Here is an 18,009-nt window from a genome sequence, read left to right as displayed (position 1 = left end):
TGAAGGCCATGGGCCTGAACCTGCCCCAGGACGTGTGCACCGTGGACAACGCCGGCCAGATCGTGGCCGCCCTCGAAGCGCGCCACGCCACGGTCCACGACCGCACCCTTTCCCGCCAATGATCCGCGCCTAAGAGACTGACAACCATGTCCACCTCACCCGTTGTAACCGAACCGCATTGGGCCCTGGGCCGAATCACCTGGGATTCGATCCCCATGGCGCACGAGCCCATCGTGCTGATCACCTTCATCGGCGTCGTGCTCGGTGGCCTGGCCGTGCTGGCCGCCATCACCAAGTTCCGCCTGTGGGGCACCCTGTGGCGCGACTGGATCTGCAGCATCGACCACAAGAAGATCGGCATCATGTACATGATCCTCGGTGTGGTCATGCTGCTGCGCGGCTTTGCCGACGCGCTGATGATGCGCCTGCAGCAGGCCATGGCCTTTGGCGACAACATGGGCTACCTGCCGCCGCACCACTACGACCAGATCTTCACCGCCCACGGCGTGATCATGATCTTCTTCGTGGCCATGCCGCTGGTCACGGGCCTCATGAACTACCTCGTGCCGCTGCAGATCGGCGCGCGCGACGTGTCCTTCCCGTTCCTCAACAACTTCAGCTTCTGGATGACCACCGCCGGTGCCATCCTGGTGATGGTGTCGCTGTTCCTGGGCGAGTTCTCCACCGCCGGCTGGCTGGCACTGTCGAACCTGGGGGCGCAGAACCCGGGGGTGGGGCTTGACTACTACATCTGGGCGCTGCAGATCGCCGGGGTGGGCACCACGCTCTCGGGCATTAACCTGATCGTCACCATCATCAAGATGCGCGCACCCGGCATGGCCCTGATGAAGATGCCCATCTTCACGTGGACGGCCCTGTGCACCAACGCACTCATCGTTGCATCCTTCCCCGTGCTCACCGCAGCGCTGGTGCTGATGTCGCTGGACCGCTATATCGGCACCAACTTCTTCACCAACGACCTGGGCGGCAACGCCATGCTTTACGTGAACCTGATCTGGATCTGGGGCCACCCCGAGGTCTACATCCTGATCCTGCCCTGCTTCGGCATCTTCTCCGAAGTGGTGGCCACGTTCTGCAAGAAGCGCCTGTTCGGCTACACCTCCATGGTGTACGCCACGGTCGTTATCACCATCCTGTCTTACCTGGTGTGGCTGCACCACTTCTTCACCATGGGCTCCGGCGCCAGCGTGAACACCTTCTTCGGCATCACCACGATGATCATCTCGATCCCCACGGGCGCGAAGATCTTCAACTGGCTGTTCACCATGTACAAGGGTCGCATCCGCTTCGAGCTGCCCATGCTGTGGACCCTGGCCTTCATGGTCACCTTCGCCATCGGCGGCATGACCGGCGTGCTGCTGGCCGTGCCCCCGGCCGACTTCGTGCTGCACAACAGCCTGTTTTTGATCGCCCACTTCCACAACGTGATCATCGGCGGCGTGCTGTTCGGCCTGTTCGCCGGCATCAACTACTGGTACCCCAAGGCCTTTGGCTACAAGCTCGACCGCTTCTGGGGCCTGTGCTCGTTCTGGCTGTGGGTGGTGGGCTTCTACGTGGCCTTCATGCCGCTGTACATCCTGGGCCTGATGGGTGTCACGCGCCGTGCCAACCACTTCGAAGACCAGTCGCTGCAGATCTGGTTCGTCATCGCCGCATTCGGCGCCTTCCTGATCGCCCTGGGCATCGCCTGCCTGCTGATCCAGATCGTGGTGAGCTACCTGAAGCGCGAACAGCTGCGCGACCACACCGGCGACCCATGGGACGGCCGCACGCTGGAGTGGGCCACCTCGTCGCCCCCGCCCGACTACAACTTCGCCTTCACCCCCAAGGTGTACGAGATCGATGCCTGGTGGGACATGAAGAAGCACGCCTATGCGCGCCCGCTCACCGGCTTTGCGCCCATCCACATGCCGGCCAACACCGGCTCGGGCGTGATCATCTCGGGCCTGTCGCTGGTGCTGGGCTTCGCCCTCATCTGGCACATGTGGCTGCTGGCCGGCCTGTCCTTCGTGGGCGTGGTGGTGGTGTCCATCATCCACACGTTCAACTACAAGCGTGACTTCTACATCCCCGCCGCGCAAGTGACGGAGACCGAGAACGTGCGTACCCAACAACTGCGTGCCAGCCATGTCTGATATCACCTACAACCAAGCCGCCGCCGCCATCACGGCAGGCGGCCCCACGGGCGCCACGCTGGCGCGCCGCGAGTACCACCTGGCGCACGAGCCGCACCCCGAGAACGGCACCGCCCTCGGCTTCTGGCTCTACCTGATGAGCGACTGCCTCATCTTCGCCGCGCTGTTCGCCACCTACGGCGTGCTGGGCCGCAGCTACGCCGCCGGCCCCACCGGCGCGCAGCTGTTCGACCTGACGCTGGTGGCCATCAACACGGCCTTCCTGCTGGCGTCGTCGATCACCTTCGGCTTCGCGATGATCAAGAAGCAGCAGAACAACGTGAATGGCACGCTGCTGTGGCTGGCCATCACCGGCGTGTTCGGCCTGTGCTTTCTGGCGCTGGAGCTGTATGAGTTCTACCACCTGATCCACCAGGGCGCGGGCCCGCAGCGCAGCGCCTTTTTGTCGGCCTTCTTCACGCTGGTCGGCACCCACGGCCTGCACGTCACCTTCGGCCTGGTCTGGCTGGTGGTGCTGATGCTGCAGATCAAGAAACACGGCCTGATCCACGAGAACAAGCGCCGGCTGATGTGCCTGTCGATGTTCTGGCACTTTCTGGACGTCGTCTGGATCGGCGTCTTCACCTTCGTGTACCTGATGGGAGTGCTGTAAATGAGCGCCGCACAACACACCGCCAACGCCCACGATGGCCACGGCCATGACGACCACCACGACGACCACCATGGCGACGTGGGCCCGCACAGCACCTTCTCGGGCTACATGGTCGGCTTCGTGCTGTCCATCATCCTCACCGCCATTCCGTTCTGGCTGGTCATGGCCAAGGTGATTGCCGACCGCAACACCGCCGTGCTCGTGCTCGGCGCCTTCGCGGTGGTGCAGATCCTCGTGCACATGGTCTGCTTCCTGCACATGAACGGCAAGGTCGAGGGCGGCTGGACGCTGCTGTCCACCATCTTCACCGTGGTTTTCGTGGCCATTGCCATCAGCGGCACGCTGTGGGTCATGTTCCACATGAACGCCAACATGATGCCCGGCCACCCCACGCCCACCCCGCCCACCCAGACGGAGAGCGGCGCAGCAGCGGGCCACCACACCCCTTGATGGGTGCAGCGCCCCGACGCCCCACGACGATGCGGGGCGGGGCGCACACCCACCCTTGCGAAGCGGCCGCCCACAGCGGCCGCAGCCGTTTTGGGGCCCGTGCAATCGACCGAACAAAGGAACCACCGATGACCGCAACCCATGGCGCCCCTGCAGCCCCCCGTCGCTGGCGCCGTGCCGTGCTGCTGGTGCTGGGCATCGCCCTCTTCCTGGGCTTTGTGGCCCTGGGCACCTGGCAGGTGCAGCGGCGGGTGTGGAAGCTCGACCTCATCGAGCGCGTGGACCAGCGCGTGCACGCCGCCCCCGTGGCCCTGCCCCCGGCCGCTGACTGGCCCGGCATCAACGCGGCTGGGCATGAGTACCTGCCCGTCACCCTCACCGGCCACTGGCTGCCCGGCAAGACCGTGCTCACCCAGGCCGTCACGGCCCTGGGCTCGGGCTTCTGGGTCATCAGCGCGCTGCAGCAGGCCGACGGCACCCAGGTGCTGGTGAACCGCGGCTTCATCCCGCAAGACCAGCGTGCCGAATGGGCGGGCAAGACCGAGAACGCCGCCCCCGCCACCGTGCAGGGCCTCATCCGCATGACCGAGCCCAAGGGCGGCTTTTTGCGCAACAACGACCCCGCCGAGCAGCGCTGGTTCTCGCGCGATGTGGCGGCCATCGCCCAGGCACTGCAGTTGCCCAAGGCAGCCCCCTTCTTCATCGACGCCGGCCTGCCCACGCGCGGCGTGGCCAACCCAACCGCCGAGGCGGTGGAAGTGGCCGGCACCGCCGCCACCACGGCGGGCACCACCTGGCCGCGCGCGGGGCTCACCACCATCCGCTTTGCCAACAGCCATGCGGTGTATGCACTCACCTGGTACGGCCTGGCGCTGATGGTGCTGGGCGCGGGCTGGTTCGTGGTGCGCTACGAGCGGCGCCGAAGCAGCGGCGCGGCCCGGTAGGTAGACTCCGCTCGTCCTACCCGCCCGATATGCCCCTCCATCGCCTCGTCAAAAGCGCCGAGTTCTTGCGCAACCCGCGCGCTGCCGATGCCGCCGCCGGCATCAAGAACCTGCAGCAGCTTATTCAGCTGCGCTGGATGGCCGTCATCGGCCAGGTCTTCACCATCGAGGTGGCGCACCACAGCCTGCGCCTGAGCATCCCCCTGCACCAGATGCTGATGGTGGTGGGCTGCCTGGCCGTGTTCAACGTGATCAGCCTGCTGCGCCTGCGCACGGGGGTGCAGGTGCGCAATGTGGAGCTGTTTCTGGCCCTGCTGGTGGACGTGGCCGTGCTCACCACCCAGCTGTATTTGAGCGGCGGCACCAGCAACCCCTTCGTCTTTTTGTACCTGCTGCAGATCGCGCTGGGCGCCATCTTGCTGCGCGGTGCCTATATCTGGAGCATGGTGGCCATCAACACCGCGTGCTTTGCACTGCTGGCCAACTACCACCTGCCACTGGAGCTGCCGCAAGACCTGCACCAGGGCCTGTCGAGCCTGTACGTCATTGGCCTCTTGGTGTGCTTTGTGCTCAACGCGATCTTGGTGGTGGTGTTCATCACCCGCATCAACCTGAACCTGCGCGAGCGCGACGCCCGCCTGGCCGCCGCGCGCCGCCGCCGGGTGGAAGAAGAGCACATCGTGCGCATGGGCCTGCTCGCATCGGGCGCGGCGCACGAGCTGGGCACGCCGCTGTCGACCCTGGCCGTGATTCTGGGCGACTGGCAGCACGACCAGGAGCTGATGGGCGACGAAGTGCTGCGCGAAGACATCGAAGAAATGCGCACCCAGGTGCAGCGCTGCAAAAGCATCGTCAGCGGCATCTTGCTGTCGGCCGGCGAGGCGCGCGGCGAAGAGTCGGCCCAGACCACCGTGCGCACCTTTGTCGACGCCCTGGCCGATGAATGGCGCACCACCCGTTCGATACCCGCGTTTTCGTACCGCAACGACTTTGGCGACGACACGCCCATGGTGTCGGACACCACGTTGAAGCAGATGGTTTTCAATGTGCTGGACAATGCACGCGACGCCTCGCCCCAGTGGGTGGAACTGCTCATCACCCGCGACGACAAGGCCGACGCGCCTGCGCTGTGCATCACCGTCAACGACGCAGGCCCCGGCTTTGCGCCTGGCATGCTGGACCACCTGGGCGAGCCGTATCAGTCCACCAAGCAGCGCCCCGGCAGCGGCCTGGGCCTGTACCTGGTGGTGAACGTGGCGCGCACCCTGGGCGGCAGCGTCACGGCGCGCAACCGCGCCCCCGAGGGCGGGGCCGAAGTGAGCATCCGCCTGCCCCTGGCAGCCGTGGCGATGCCGCGCGGCCACCGGCCGGTGTGATGATGCCCACGGATTTGCGTGCGCTGGATGGATTGGCTGGACAACCAGACCAGCAAACAGCTTTTGTAGCCAGTCAAAGTTGAATTCGTACTAGTACAAAACCCGAGCCCGACCGCCATGGACGAAATCACCACCGCCAGCAGCAGCAACAGCAGCCCCGCAGCAGACCCATCCTCCAAGGATGCCAAGGAAAAGCCCCAACTGCTCATCGTCGAAGACGACGAGGCCTTTGCCCGCACCCTGGCCCGCTCGTTCGAACGCCGCGGCTACCGCGTGCTGCAGGCCGCCAGCCTGCCCGAGGTGGAGGCCCTGCTCACCCAGCACACCCCCGGCTACGCCGTGGTCGATTTGAAGCTCAAGGGCGACGCATCTGGCCTGGCCTGCGTGCAAAAGCTGCACGCCGCCAGCGAAGCCATGCTCATCGTCGTGCTCACCGGCTTTGCCAGCATTGCCACCGCCGTAGAGGCCGTGAAGCTGGGCGCCTGCCACTACCTGGCCAAGCCGTCGAACACCGACGACATCGAGGCGGCGTTTGGTTTGAAGGCGGGGGACACCGAGGTGGATGTGACCAACCGCTCCAGCTCGCTCAAGACGCTGGAGTGGGAGCGCATCCACGAGGTGCTGGCGGAGACGGGGTTCAATATTTCGGAGACGGCGCGGAGGCTGGGCATGCATCGCCGCACGCTGGCGCGGAAGTTGGAGAAGCAGCAGGTAAGTTAGGCGCTACAACTGCTGCCCGCCCCAACCAGACAACTAGCTGCAATCCAAAAACACCGCGTCTGGTCTGTATGGGAGAAACGCCTTTGCGTCCCGGCCACACAAAGGGCGAATTGCTGCTGCGCTGTCTGGGAGCTAGTGAGACCCCCGCATTTTTCAGTTCTTAGTCAGCAGCGTGAACTGAAGCCGGAGTTCGTGTCCTATTCCTTATTCCCTAAAGTTCAGATCCAAAAGAAATTAGTTATTTACTTATAGACTTCGCCAATGCATTTAGCATTGGCGGCAACTGAACCTTTAAAGCCTCTTCTCGAATTTTAATTCGATCCATATCTCGCAGCCGCAATCTATTTGTAGCAATAGCCAACAACATCTCAGGCAATGCGTCTCCGGTTGCAGCTTCCCAAGCTGTTAACTCAAAAAGAATAATTTCAGTCATCTGCGTGCTAAGCCCCTCGTCCACCTCATACATCAACTCACTGGGACGTGCTGCGCGAAGAAAGCAAGCCTTGAGAATAGCGTCATTGTATTTTTCAAAAATATCTGGGCTAAGAAGCACATGGCCATATAGCGACTGAATCAGTTCAGTGGGCTCTCCGGGTGTCGCTTTAGTCAGCAACTCTCTATCCAATGATCTTGCAACACACAGCAAATTCAAAACGACTGAAAACACATCTGCTTGAGCAATACCATCGACACCTAAACTTGTATCAAGATAAACAAAATCGCGCTGAATTTTTAGAGGTGCGTTTTTTCCAGGCAGAAATATACCCTCCCTTGCAGAGCTTTGCAACGAAAGCATTTCCCTCCTGACAGATATATCAGGATCTTGTTGCGAGGCCGCAATTTGATCAAGCAAATCGAGCTCAGCTTCCCAAGAATTATTGGAACCAAAGCCTCCAGGCATTGCAATCCTTCGAGCGTCCCGAAAAGTAAACGTCTCCAAACCTCGCTCACCATAGCTTAAAAACATCTTTAGATCTTGATATTGCTCCGGATTTGTTGCGAAAGTAATTGCAGATACATAGGAAACGTTTCCATCATCAACAACTGCTCTCAAAGAAGCGTTCACTGAGCGCGCCTGAGTGTGACTTGAAAGACAACCAAATATTACCAGTACCGCCGCACCCTTTGCTAACGGATTTTGATTTCCTACCTCCAGCCAGTCAATTATTTTTGCATTTGCAAATGCCAATTCGAGGCCTGCATCTTCAATTATGGAGCGCAACTCTTCATCAGAAATATTCACCCGTACCACGAGCGCCAATGGCTGAGGAGAATGCCTTCTTAACAATCTAATAAAGTCTGATCTGATTTCCCCATGCGACAGAACTTTCCCTTCCTTTATCTGCACAGGCGCTCTATGCCCGACTTCAGTTCGCAAAATTACCTCAAAAGCTCCACAAGACTGGAGTTCAGTCAGTACCTTTCTGGCATCTGATGATTGAGTTTTTTTCATGACACGCAGCAATCGCTGCTGCCGCTGCTGCAACAAAAACTGATCCCCCTCCAACTCAGCGAGTAAATACTCCTGCTTGCATAAGGGGCAGTCATTCGCAGGAAAATTCAGAATTGGCTGATATCCAAAACTTTTTTCCGGGGCGATCGTTAAATCGCATAAAATGCCGTTGGGTGCAACTGCATCATGCCCCTTTAAGAAGTATAGTGTCACAACCCTATGCGGCTTCGCTCCCATTCTCTCGATGTCTTTGGCAAGCGATCCAGACGTTGTAGCAGATACCAAAACGATATCCCCCTCGGATAAACGACCTATCTTCTTAAGACCGCCATAAGAGCCAAATGAGCGCGCGGGGACATCGCTCTTCCACATTCCATGAGCACGCGCAACACGCATCAGAGCAAATGCAAGTGACAAAAGAGGCGCTGTATCAACAAAGATGCGTTTAGGGCTTAAGCAGCCAACATTCACTAGCGCCAGCATTGCAAACACTCCACAAGCAACTGAAGATGTCAAAGCATTTGCAGACCTTAAAAAGGTATCAGTGTGTTTAAATGAGCTTTTACGAAAATGAACTCCCGCAGGAGCCGTAACAAGGCCCTCATTTGCATCAAATAAATCAAACAGCCAACCTTCGCACAAAGAGGCACTTAATGAAACTGAGCGGCCAAAGCTAACCTCGTCGCTTGCAACATCCCATGTTAAAGGGCAAGCACCGACAACAAAATTCTCACCATTTTCAGAAATCGAAAGCTCAATAAGATAAACATTACCACTTTTGCCACTAATATATGAGGCAGCACGTTGAACGGCATGCCCAGACCGCAGCGCATTACGACTTTCCTCAATACTGAGAAATGGCGTTACTATAAAAACATTTGCTGTGCTGGCTCTTTTTTCGAACACTGCTTTAATATCACCGCTGACCGCTATATCGCTAAATGACTCGTCATCATATGCAAGGAGGCATGCTTCCGCCTCAAACTGCCCCTCTCGTTGCCGAGAGCGCAACCACAAAGCACGTGTTGTATGGCCAAAATTCATATGAGAGGCACAACAATTCTTACAACAGTACCTCGTACTAGCTGCTGAGAAGTTAATTTATGTGAAAACCTATCTGTAGCATCGAGCAAAGATGCTTTTGGCATGCCTGGTCTATCCTTGGAAGTCTCCGGCTCAAGCTGCAGCTGAATTTCCCCACTCAAGAAACTCCTATACCCATGTATGCGACCAGTACGGACTTCAAACATCCCCTGCATCATTTTTAAAGAACGCAGTACCTCATACAAGCCCAAGCCCCTATGGCCAGGCCTCGGATCTGGGATAGCTCTATTAGAATGACGGGAAAGGCATTTTTGCAAAATAGCATACTCAACATCCATCGGAACCTCCGCTCCCAGCTCATATTTTCTAATAATTTCAGCCTGCCTATCACCCACTTCCACAGGCTCCCCTCTTGCCTGCCCCTTCATAAGCTGCCGCCGATATGAATTATAGTAACCTATGCCACTATCAAAAACAGTAAATTCAAGACAAGGAATCGGAGGAGATTTTTCGGACTCCCTCGTTGGCAGCTTTCTATACTGAAAAATCCTCTTGACAAGCATTCCTCGAACTGCATTAGGCCTCAGCACACTTCCATCATAATTTGTCCTAGCATGGTCATCAGTATTTTCCATCAACTCATGCAACATTACAGCCAATGGCAAACGGAAGTTGGGGAGCTTTTCGGCTTTGAATCCAGCTCCGCGCTGAGCAAAAAGCAAATCTTCCACAAGAGATTCAAATTCATCTTCCCGCCGCAAGCGTTTACTTGATTCATCATATAAATCAAAAGGAAGACTTGGATTTTGATAGTCAAGACAAACAAGCGCCTGTCTATCAGAAAACATATCTGAGCTTAATCGGTAACTCAAGAGCTTCTGCTGCGCGCGGAGAAAGTCGTTAGCAGTTATTGACTCTTCGCCCACACATTCATGAGATGCATTCTTCAAACACAGTGCCACAGCCGCCAACGGATAAACTGCAGGAGAAGAAATTATTCGCTTGGCAGCCAACACAGACCAAGAGAAATTCAAATATTCAACCGAATTAGCTAGAGTAAGCAGGCGTTGAATTGCAAGCCCCTCAATTCCAGCATGCTCAAATCTCTCATCAGTCAAATATGCTTCAGGAACTTCAACGACTATCCTGCCCGCTACAAAGGGTAGAGGAGAATTTGTCGCGAAATCCAGTAGCGACAGAGCATTGGTCACGCCAGCAGTAGTCATGGGGCGATGCTACAGGACAACTAGCAAATCCCAGAGCGCGAATTTGCCAGTGATGTCCTCACCTTGACGGGCCGGACGTCCCCTCTCTGAACACATTGGTCAAGACCTTCCCGAACAAAAATACAGTCCGACTTTGGTAGTCGGGGTAGGCCACAGTACACATCAAGTGCACTGTTCAATTTTGCTTTTTGCTTATCGCACCGCAGACCCGCTTTCCTCGCCTGAAGGAGCGGGCCGGCCTGCGGACGTAGCTCGATGCTGGCAAGCGCCTTTCTACAGTCTGGCTGCTAAACCGAAACCGCTACCGCGCCGGCACCCCACCCCGCCACTGCCCCCAGTTCCGCACGATGTGGTCCACCACCCGCGTGCCCACCAGCGCCACGTTCTCCACTGTCTCCGCAAAGCCCCCGGCCGTTTCGCCCGGCGCCGGGTCCAGGTGCTGCAGCGTGGTCTCCTTGGGGTTGCCCTGGTCAAAATTGACCGCGCCGCGCAGGCTCATCAGGCGGTCGGTGCCATGGGTGCGCTTGACCACCAGGGCAATGGCGGCGGCCTCCATCTCGGTGATCACGTAGTCGTCCGCACCGTAGAGCTTGGCGATGTACTGGGCCTGTTTGGACATGCCCGGGCCGTGGAAGAACGTGTCGCCGGTCATGTGGGTGCCGGTGATGACGCTGGGGCCGCGGCGGGCGGCCTCGTCGGGATAGCGCTGGCGGTAGACGCGGGCGCCTTCTGAATCCTTGAGCGGCGCGTCGACGCTGAGGTTCATGGCCCAGTCGACCAGCAGGGGGTTGAGCTGAAAGCGGCGGTATTCCTCATAGCCCTTGCGCGGCATGAAGGTGGGCGCGCCGGGGGTGTTTTCTTCAGGCGCCCAGCGGTGGCCCAGGTCGTAGTCGACCAGCCAGGTGCCCCAGCTCACGTCGCCAATGGTGCCGCGCTGCGGCGGCGTGCCGGCCACGCCGGAGATCACGTAGTACGCCTGCGCAAAATCAAACTTCGGGTTCAACAGAATGGCCTGCATGGACGACGACGAGTTGACCTTGCCCATGCCCAGCACGGCGCCGCACACGCCGTCGGCGTTGCAGTACACGGCGCCCAGGGCGCCGGGCACGGTGATGGGGGTGGCGTCTTTCCAATACTGCTCGTACCAGTGCTGGAACTCACCCGCGCGGTCGCCGGTGTTCTTGCCGATCTCGAACATGGCGGCGACGAAGACCTTGACGCGGATGGGCGCGGCATTGCTGGTGGTGGTCGTTGCCGAGGGTGCCGTGGAGCAGCCGGCTATGGACACTGCTGCGGCCAGGGCCAGCAGCAGCCTGCGCGCGGGTTGGAAGGAGTGGAGGAAAGAGAACATCGAAGGCACCTTGGCTAGGAAGAGTACGAACACGGCAATGCATTGCCTGGCACAGGCCAGGAGCAACGCAAGATGCACTCCATTTTGCGCTTGGTGGAGGGATCGCTACACAAATGCAATGCATTGAGGGCCAACCCTAATGCACATGAATTAATTCAAGTGCATTATTCACCCCATGATGCCTGCCCTTGCCTCGTCTGCCGATGATCCTTCGCCGCCAGCCCCCTCCCCCACCGACCCGCAGGCCACCCGCACCCGCCTGATCGAAGAAGCCATGCACCTCATGGCGCGCGAGGGCATGAACGCCGTGTCGCTTCGGCGCATCGTGATTGCGGCGGGGGCGCAGAACCCTTCGGCCCTGCACTACCACTTTGGCGGACGCGATGAGCTGATCGAAGCGATCACCAACTTCTTGCAGCAGTGGCTGGAGCCGCGGGCCTGCGCGCGGCTGCAGGCGCTGGCCGAGCAGCCGGGCTACACCGTGCGCGACGTAGTGGAGGCGGCCTTTGGCCCCGTGATCGCCATGCTGAGCGAGCCCGCGCTGGGGCGCGATGCGGTCAACTTCATCGGCCGGCTGGGGTGGGACTATGGCGAGAAGGGGCAGGAAATATCGGCCGCCCTGCACCGCCGCACGCTGGAGCTGACCTTGGCGCGGCTGCAGGCGCTGATGCCTGGGGTGGGGCGCGAGACGATCCAGTTTCGCCTACTGCTGACCATGAACGCCGTGTACTACGGCATCTCGTACCGCAGCTACATGCGGCGCTCGCCCTTTGGCGCCATGGAGCTGTCGATGCCCGGCAACGAAGCGCGAGAGCAAGAAGAATTTCTCGATTACCTGGAGGCCGGGCTACTGAAGTGACCACTTACCCGGCCTGAGCGAGCCCCCCTTCCCCACCCGCGGCGCAATGCGCCGCAACGGACCAACCCGCGTGTGTGCTGCCCCGGCAATGCACCTGCAGCGCTAGCTTGCGCCCATTTTTTACCCACCACTTCCCACACCATCAAGGAGACAAGCATGCAAAAGAACAAAAGAGATATCGGCAACAACCACATCGGCGCGCCCCTGCGCCGCACGCTGCTGGGCCTGACCCTGGCCGCTGCGCTCACGGCCTGCGGCGGTGGTGGGCAGGCGCTGGTGGATGGTGGCAACAACGGCAACCAGGGCGAGTTCACCATCAGCACGCACGAGCTGGCCAGCCGCGCCAAGGCGGCGCGCACGCCGGGCACGGCAGGCGTGACGGTTGCGGCGGGCAGCAAGCTGGCCACGCAGTTCGGCGCGGCGGGGCCGGATTTGAACCGGGTGCGCTACACGCGCTATGGGCTGGCGGCCAATTCAGGCAAGCCGGTGGATGCAGTGCTGGTAGCGATGCCGGGCACGCTGGCGGCGTCGCACAGCTACCTCATCCTGGCCGAGAACCTGGTGCGCCGCATGTGGGCCGACCACCAGGCGGTGGTGGAGGTGTGGGGGGTGGACCGCCGCTCCGTGGCGCTGCAGGACATGGAGGGCCTGCAGATTGCAGAGCGCGAGCGCGATGCGGCGCTGGGCCTGAACTTCTTGTACGGCGGCGAGCTGGGGCTGCCGCTGCCGGCCAAGCTGGCGCGGCGCGCGGTGTTCCATGAAAGCCGCGAGATCCCGTTTTTGGCGGAGTGGACGCCGCAGGTGCATTCGCTGGACCTGGATGCGGTGGTGACCGCAGCGCACACGGTGGCGCGCGATGGCAATGTGTTTCTAGGCGGGCATTCGGCGGGCACGGGCTTTGTGGCGCGCTATGCGGCCACGGACTTCAACCTCTCGGGCACGGGGCCCGCGCAACCGGGCTACGCCAAGCTCAAGGGGCTGGTGCTGTTTGAGGGCCCCGGCGGTGCGCTGGCAACGAGCGCGCCCACCGCGGCGCAGCTCGACGCGGTGGTGCGCGCGGCCGATGGCGGGCTGTATGCGGCGGTGGCTTCGGGGGCTGAGCCGGGCTTTGTGTCGCGCCCCGGCCTCACGCCGCGCGTGAGCGCATCGACCGAGATCGCGGGCATGCAGATGGCCTTTGAGGGCACCATCAACGGCACGCAGGCGTTGCTGCAGGCGGACCAGGGCGGCGTAGCGGGCAACAACGTCTACAACCGCGTGGCGGACTTCACCAAGCGGGACTTTGCCGTGACGGCGGGCGCGGCGATTGGCACCTTCATGGATGACGACAACCTGCAGCGCACGGTGTTCTATTCGGTGTCGATGGGCGCCCTGGGCCCGGCGCGGGCCGATGGCCTGCGCACCTGGCTGGACAATACCGACCCGCTGCCCGCAGCGGCCTACCGTGACTTTGGCCCGCAGCCGGCCACGCTGGTGGCCAACCCGCCCGCCTGGGGCAAGGAGGTGGAGCCCACCAACCTCAAGCGCATGGCGCGCGCGCTGTTTGTGGGCAACACCACCTACAGCGACTGGTACTACCCCAGCTCGGGCCTGCTGCTGGGCAACGCCGAAGGCAGCGGCGGCGCCAACCTGGGGCTGGATACCAGCGCCCTGTCGCTGCCCGTGGCCCAGGGCGGGCGCGGCCGGGCCGACATCGTGAACCAGACGCAGGCACGCAAGATCAACATCCCCGTCATCGCGTTTGGCGGCACCAACGGGCTCACGCCCGTGGCCGGCATCTGGCGCGGCTTTGCCGAGGCGATTGCGCCCTGCGCCGCCGCCAGCTGCAAGGCTGGCATTGCGCGCACGCCCGCCGGCCAGCCCACGCTGGTGGCCAACCGCCAGTACGGCGGGGTGGAGGGCGGCTTCGAGGTGCACATGAGCGAGGGCTACTCGCACGTGGACATCGTGACGGCCGATGACGATGCGACGAACAATGTGATCCGGCCGCTGGCGGCCTTCATGAAGCGCAACGCGAGCGCCGGGGGTTCCAAGTGATGCGCAGCAGTGGCCTTGCCGCCGCAGCGCTGCTGGCCCTGGGCGCCACGGCCCATGCGGCAGAGCCCGCACCGCTGGACTGCCTGGGCCCGGTACAGCACGAATCGCCCACACCCGGCTCGGCCGAGTGGAAGCAGCGCGATGCCGACAACATGGCCTGCGCGCGCCAGCGCATCGACGATTTTGCGCAGCAGCCCTCAGCGCTGTTCACGCCCGGCAAGACGCCTGCGCTGGATGCCTACCGCAACCCGGCCAGCCATGCAGACAAGCGCTTTCGGTACACGGAGGCGAGCACACCCTCCCCGTCGGGCAAATCGATTGCGGTAGAGATCTACCGGCCCTGCGCCGCAGGCACCTGCACGGGCATGCCGGCAGGGCTCAAGACCTTCGAGCCGCCCTACCCTGCGGTGGTGATCGTGCACGGGGGCTACAGTTCCAAACGGCTGCACCGCTCGGCCGCGCAGGTGCTGGCCGAGGCGGGGTACATGACCATTGCGCTGGAGACCACGGCGCCCATGGGAACGCACGGGCCCGATGCGCAGAGCGTGGTGGACTGGGTTTTGGCCACGCCATCCGCCCCACCAGCGAGCGGGGCCTTCCCGCACGGGAAGGAGCTGGACGCGCGCATGGTGGGCATTGCGGGCCACTCGCAAGGGGGCAGCACGGCCAGCTTGATCGGTCAGGTGGACAAGCGCATCGGCGCCGTCGTCGCGTGGGACAACCTCACGGCGCTGAAAACCGGCTGGGTCGACAAGATCGGCATGGACCCACCGGCGGACGTGGCCATCCGCACGCCGGCGCTGGGCATTGGGGCGGACTATTACTTCAAGGTGGTGCCCACGGCGGAAGCGCCCGAGCCCGCCAAGACCAACACCCAGGGCGGCCGGGGGCGCGGCGCAGAGCCCCACCCCAAGGACCTGGGCTACCAGGAGCTGAAAGGCGCCGGCGTGGACACCATGCTGGTGGTGCTGCGCGCGGGCACGCACCTGGACTTCTCGCTCTTCGGCGGGCCGGCCAGCCGGTATGGCGAGTCGGTGATCAACTACTACACGCTGGCCTGGTTCGACCGCTACCTGAAAGGCGCGCACGACCCGGCGCTGGCGGCCGATGCGTTCCGGCGGCTCACGGCGCAAACCTTCGACGACTCTGCCGACCGGCACAACATCAGCCAGGGGCTGTACGACAAGGCTGCAGCGGGGGATTCGGTGCTGAAGGGCAACCGCCCCTACCTGGTGGGCGGCGCGCCGGTGCGCGACCGGCTGTCGTTCTACTTCGCGTCGCGCTGCGCGATCACCAAACCGGGCAGCACGGTGCGGGTGGGGTCGGAGGACATGCGGGCGGCGGGCTGCCGGTAAGAAGGGCTTGCAACAGGGCATGCGCCGCTGCAGGGGCTTGTGGCGCGGGGCCGTGGCGCCAGTCAGGGACAATGGCACCCCGCCCCGCACACCGACTCCATGCCCGCTCCACGCTCTCCCGCCTCCGCCTCCGCCTCGCCTCCCGCACGCAGTTGGTCCCACGCCCGGATCACGGCCACCGCCGAGCAGCGGCGCGTGCTGGACTCCACGGCGCCGGCCATCATCATCAGCGCGCTGGCGGGCACGGGCAAGACGACCACGCTGTGCATGAAGGCCTGCAACCTGCTGGCCAGCCTGCAGGGCCAGCGCGAGGCGGCAGCGCCGCCGCGCATCCTGGTGCTGGCGTACTCGCGCGCAGGCGTCACGGCCATACGCGACCGCATGCTGCAGCTGCATGGCGCCGTGCCGCGCAGCATGGAGGTGCTGACCATGGAGCAGCTGTGCGAGCAGGTGCTCAAGGAACAGGGCGACCCGGTGGAGCGGCTCGACGACGCGGTGCGCAGGCGCTTTCTCATACTGCAGGCGCAGCAGGCCCTGCGGCTGGAGCTGGAGCGCAGTGATGACGGCTTTGGCAGCGATGGCGTCTACGATGCCCTGCTGGGGCAGAACGTGGACATCGATGCCTTTCTGGCCTTCGAGGCGCTGGCCAAGAAGCGGCTGCTGGACCGCGAGGTGGAAGACTCGGGCCTGGACCTGCGCGCGTTTTGCGAAGACCGCGACCTGGACTATGGCCTGTGCCGCCTGTACGGCCAGTACGAGCGCATGCGCGTGGGCATGAACCACGAGCCGCGCTTTTATGCCGAGGGCGATTGCACCTTCGAGCTGTGCCGCCAGCTGGGCGCGCTGGACTGGGACCAGCCGTTTGAATGGCTGCAGCAGCGCTACAGCGCCGTGCTGTTCGACGAGCTGCACGACCTGGACGAGGGCGCGCTGATGGTGCTGCGCAAGCTGGTGCAGGGCGGCAATGGCTTTTTCGTGGGTGCGGGGGATTTCAACCAGCATATCCACGAGGGCTCGTTCTCGGTGTTTGGCGGCGGCATGGAGCGCGTGCGCGAATGCCTGCCGGCGGACACGCAGGTGCTCACCATCAACACCACGCGCCGCTTTGGCGCCGAGATCTGCGCGGCGCTGAACCCGCTGTTCGGTGTGGAGTTTGCGCCGGTGGCGGGCAGCTCGGACGCATTTGCGCACCAGACCTACGACAGCGACGCACACTGCGCTGCGCAACTGGTGGAGCTGCATGGGCAGATCGTGAACGGCTGGGGCGCGCTGCAGGAGAGCAAGGGGGACCCAGGCGCACAGCACCACAGTTCGCTGAACGTGGTGCTGCGCAACCCGCAGGACAGCATCCTTCTCGAATGGGTGTTTGGCCACGAGGGCGTTCACTATGGCTGCCAGGGCATGAGCCCCTTCTACCTGCGCCGCGAGGTGGCGCTGGCGCTGGCGTTGATGTGGGCGCTGCAGGGCGATGACGGCCACGAGCGCTACCTGACCCCGGGCATCGTGGGCGCCGCCGTGGAGGGCCTGTTGCACTATGGCCGGCGCACGGCACGCAGCGGAGAGGCCGATGTGGACCTGCTGGCCCAGGGCCAGTTCGACAACACGGGCTGGACCGACCTGCCCGGCGCCGACGAGGGCAGCAAGCTCGCCGCCACACTGCACAGCGGCGCCGCGCGCATGCGCCGCTACATCGCCCACGGCACGCTGAACCCGAATGCGCCCGAGCTCAAGGATGCGTGTGCCGAAATCATGGCCCTGCCCGCTGCGGCGCGGGCCGCCGTGCTGGCCGATGCCGGCGCCTTCTGCCAGCACCCGCTGGTGCGGCGCATCTTTGCCGATGCGCCCATCAACGGCACGGAGCGCAGCGCCTGCCTGGCCAGCCTGCAAAGCCTGGCCCACCTGGCGCATGGCCTGCCGGTGGCGGAGCTGCTGGGTCGCCTCACCCTGCTGGTGACGACGAGCATCGCCATGCACAAGGGGCCGGAGCCCATCAGCCTGCGTCTGTTGAGCGTGGACGCCTGCAAGGGCCGCGAGTTCACCTTCGTGGCCGTGCCCTTCGTGGAGCGCGGGCGCTTCCCCGGCCCCGCATCGCACCAGGAGGCCTACCGCGAACGCAACATGCTCTACGTGGCCACCACGCGGGCGCGGGCCGCGCTGTGGGTGCTGGAGAGTGCGGCCAAGCCGGTGTGGCCGGGGCCTGTCTAGCTGTGCGTATTTCGGTCACTGCCGGACAGTTCGGGGCGAATTCAGTTGGACGCCGGGAACGGCGTGAACTGGACACACAGATCAGCACTGGTGGACATTCCCAGGTCGCTGGCGATGAGCATCTGGTCAGCTTCGCTGATTCGCCTTCTTGGGTGATACAGGGCAGGAGCGCGGTCAGATG

At 62.5% G+C, this 18,009-nt stretch carries 13 protein-coding genes; 10 read left to right on the top strand and 3 right to left on the bottom strand.

The genetic code is table 11. From position 1 onward, the window contains the following. Positions 1-146: 146 nt before the first annotated feature. From cyoB to U5N23_RS01905, 6 genes are all read left to right on the top strand, one after another. Positions 147-2,156, top strand: coding sequence for a cytochrome o ubiquinol oxidase subunit I (gene cyoB / locus U5N23_RS01930; RefSeq protein ID WP_322591197.1), 2,010 nt, complete (start codon positions 147-149; stop codon positions 2,154-2,156). Continuing rightward, positions 2,149-2,808, top strand: coding sequence for a cytochrome o ubiquinol oxidase subunit III (cyoC, locus tag U5N23_RS01925; protein ID WP_322591196.1), 660 nt, complete (start codon positions 2,149-2,151; stop codon positions 2,806-2,808). The genes cyoB and cyoC overlap by 8 nt, the downstream gene beginning before the upstream one ends. Beyond that, on the top strand, positions 2,809-3,258 hold the full coding sequence (gene cyoD / locus U5N23_RS01920) for a cytochrome o ubiquinol oxidase subunit IV (RefSeq protein WP_322591195.1): 450 nt from the start codon (positions 2,809-2,811) through the stop codon (positions 3,256-3,258). Between the two features lie 128 nt (positions 3,259-3,386). Beyond that, positions 3,387-4,202: an SURF1 family protein gene (locus U5N23_RS01915; RefSeq protein WP_322591194.1), complete on the top strand. Its 816-nt coding sequence runs from the start codon at positions 3,387-3,389 to the stop codon at positions 4,200-4,202. A gap of 29 nt (positions 4,203-4,231) precedes the next feature. Continuing rightward, positions 4,232-5,578 (top strand): ATP-binding protein, encoded by a 1,347-nt coding sequence (locus U5N23_RS01910; protein WP_322591193.1) that lies wholly within the window; start codon positions 4,232-4,234, stop codon positions 5,576-5,578. A gap of 117 nt (positions 5,579-5,695) precedes the next feature. Next, the gene (locus U5N23_RS01905) at positions 5,696-6,298 is read left to right on the top strand and encodes a response regulator transcription factor (protein ID WP_322591192.1); all 603 of its coding nucleotides are present in this window, start codon (positions 5,696-5,698) and stop codon (positions 6,296-6,298) included. Between the two features lie 238 nt (positions 6,299-6,536). On the opposite strand, the gene U5N23_RS01900 is transcribed toward U5N23_RS01905, so the two are convergent. The 3 genes from U5N23_RS01900 to U5N23_RS01890 form a co-directional block, all read right to left on the bottom strand. Continuing rightward, a complete protein-coding gene (locus U5N23_RS01900) occupies positions 6,537-8,795 on the bottom strand; it encodes a hypothetical protein (RefSeq protein WP_322591191.1) in 2,259 nt (752 codons plus the stop codon). Then, on the bottom strand, positions 8,792-10,021 hold the full coding sequence (locus U5N23_RS01895; RefSeq protein ID WP_322591190.1) for a hypothetical protein: 1,230 nt from the start codon (positions 10,019-10,021) through the stop codon (positions 8,792-8,794). Before U5N23_RS01895 ends, U5N23_RS01900 begins: the two co-directional genes overlap by 4 nt. A gap of 301 nt (positions 10,022-10,322) precedes the next feature. Continuing rightward, entirely contained in the window at positions 10,323-11,372 is a 1,050-nt protein-coding gene (locus U5N23_RS01890) for a purine nucleoside permease (protein WP_322591189.1), read from the bottom strand. Between the two features lie 175 nt (positions 11,373-11,547). Here U5N23_RS01890 and U5N23_RS01885 point away from each other — a divergent pair, with 175 nt between their 5' ends. The 4 genes from U5N23_RS01885 to U5N23_RS01870 all read left to right on the top strand — a co-directional run bounded on the left by U5N23_RS01885 (position 11,548) and on the right by U5N23_RS01870 (position 17,828). After that, positions 11,548-12,231 (top strand): TetR family transcriptional regulator, encoded by a 684-nt coding sequence (locus U5N23_RS01885; RefSeq protein ID WP_322591188.1) that lies wholly within the window; start codon positions 11,548-11,550, stop codon positions 12,229-12,231. A gap of 156 nt (positions 12,232-12,387) precedes the next feature. Further along, the gene (locus U5N23_RS01880) at positions 12,388-14,268 is read left to right on the top strand and encodes a hypothetical protein (RefSeq protein ID WP_322591187.1); all 1,881 of its coding nucleotides are present in this window, start codon (positions 12,388-12,390) and stop codon (positions 14,266-14,268) included. After that, positions 14,268-15,623 carry a hypothetical protein gene (locus U5N23_RS01875; RefSeq protein ID WP_322591186.1) on the top strand — a complete coding sequence of 452 codons (1,356 nt, stop codon included), beginning with the start codon at positions 14,268-14,270 and terminating at the stop codon, positions 15,621-15,623. Before U5N23_RS01880 ends, U5N23_RS01875 begins: the two co-directional genes overlap by 1 nt. 99 nt (positions 15,624-15,722) lie before the next feature. Then, positions 15,723-17,828 carry a UvrD-helicase domain-containing protein gene (locus U5N23_RS01870; RefSeq protein WP_322591185.1) on the top strand — a complete coding sequence of 702 codons (2,106 nt, stop codon included), beginning with the start codon at positions 15,723-15,725 and terminating at the stop codon, positions 17,826-17,828. The last annotated feature ends 181 nt before the right edge of the window (positions 17,829-18,009 follow it).

It is taken from the genome of Acidovorax sp. (genome assembly GCF_034519795.1).
Taxonomy (GTDB): Bacteria; Pseudomonadota; Gammaproteobacteria; order Burkholderiales; family Burkholderiaceae_C; genus Acidovorax.
The sequence above is the reverse complement of the archived record's forward strand: the minus strand, read 5'-3'. Positions and strand labels throughout refer to the sequence as shown.

Bases quoted from the DNA above. Each gene is read 5' to 3' on its own strand.
- cyoB (WP_322591197.1), top strand. From the start codon at position 147: ATGTCCACCTCACCCGTTGTAACCGAACCGCATTGGGCCCTGGGCCGA.
- cyoC (WP_322591196.1), top strand. From the start codon at position 2,149: ATGTCTGATATCACCTACAACCAAGCCGCCGCCGCCATCACGGCAGGC.
- cyoD (WP_322591195.1), top strand. From the start codon at position 2,809: ATGAGCGCCGCACAACACACCGCCAACGCCCACGATGGCCACGGCCAT.
- U5N23_RS01915 (WP_322591194.1), top strand. From the start codon at position 3,387: ATGACCGCAACCCATGGCGCCCCTGCAGCCCCCCGTCGCTGGCGCCGT.
- U5N23_RS01910 (WP_322591193.1), top strand. From the start codon at position 4,232: ATGCCCCTCCATCGCCTCGTCAAAAGCGCCGAGTTCTTGCGCAACCCG.
- U5N23_RS01905 (WP_322591192.1), top strand. From the start codon at position 5,696: ATGGACGAAATCACCACCGCCAGCAGCAGCAACAGCAGCCCCGCAGCA.
- U5N23_RS01900 (WP_322591191.1), bottom strand. From the start codon at position 8,795: ATGAATTTTGGCCATACAACACGTGCTTTGTGGTTGCGCTCTCGGCAA.
- U5N23_RS01895 (WP_322591190.1), bottom strand. From the start codon at position 10,021: ATGACTACTGCTGGCGTGACCAATGCTCTGTCGCTACTGGATTTCGCG.
- U5N23_RS01890 (WP_322591189.1), bottom strand. From the start codon at position 11,372: ATGTTCTCTTTCCTCCACTCCTTCCAACCCGCGCGCAGGCTGCTGCTG.
- U5N23_RS01885 (WP_322591188.1), top strand. From the start codon at position 11,548: ATGATGCCTGCCCTTGCCTCGTCTGCCGATGATCCTTCGCCGCCAGCC.
- U5N23_RS01880 (WP_322591187.1), top strand. From the start codon at position 12,388: ATGCAAAAGAACAAAAGAGATATCGGCAACAACCACATCGGCGCGCCC.
- U5N23_RS01875 (WP_322591186.1), top strand. From the start codon at position 14,268: ATGCGCAGCAGTGGCCTTGCCGCCGCAGCGCTGCTGGCCCTGGGCGCC.
- U5N23_RS01870 (WP_322591185.1), top strand. From the start codon at position 15,723: ATGCCCGCTCCACGCTCTCCCGCCTCCGCCTCCGCCTCGCCTCCCGCA.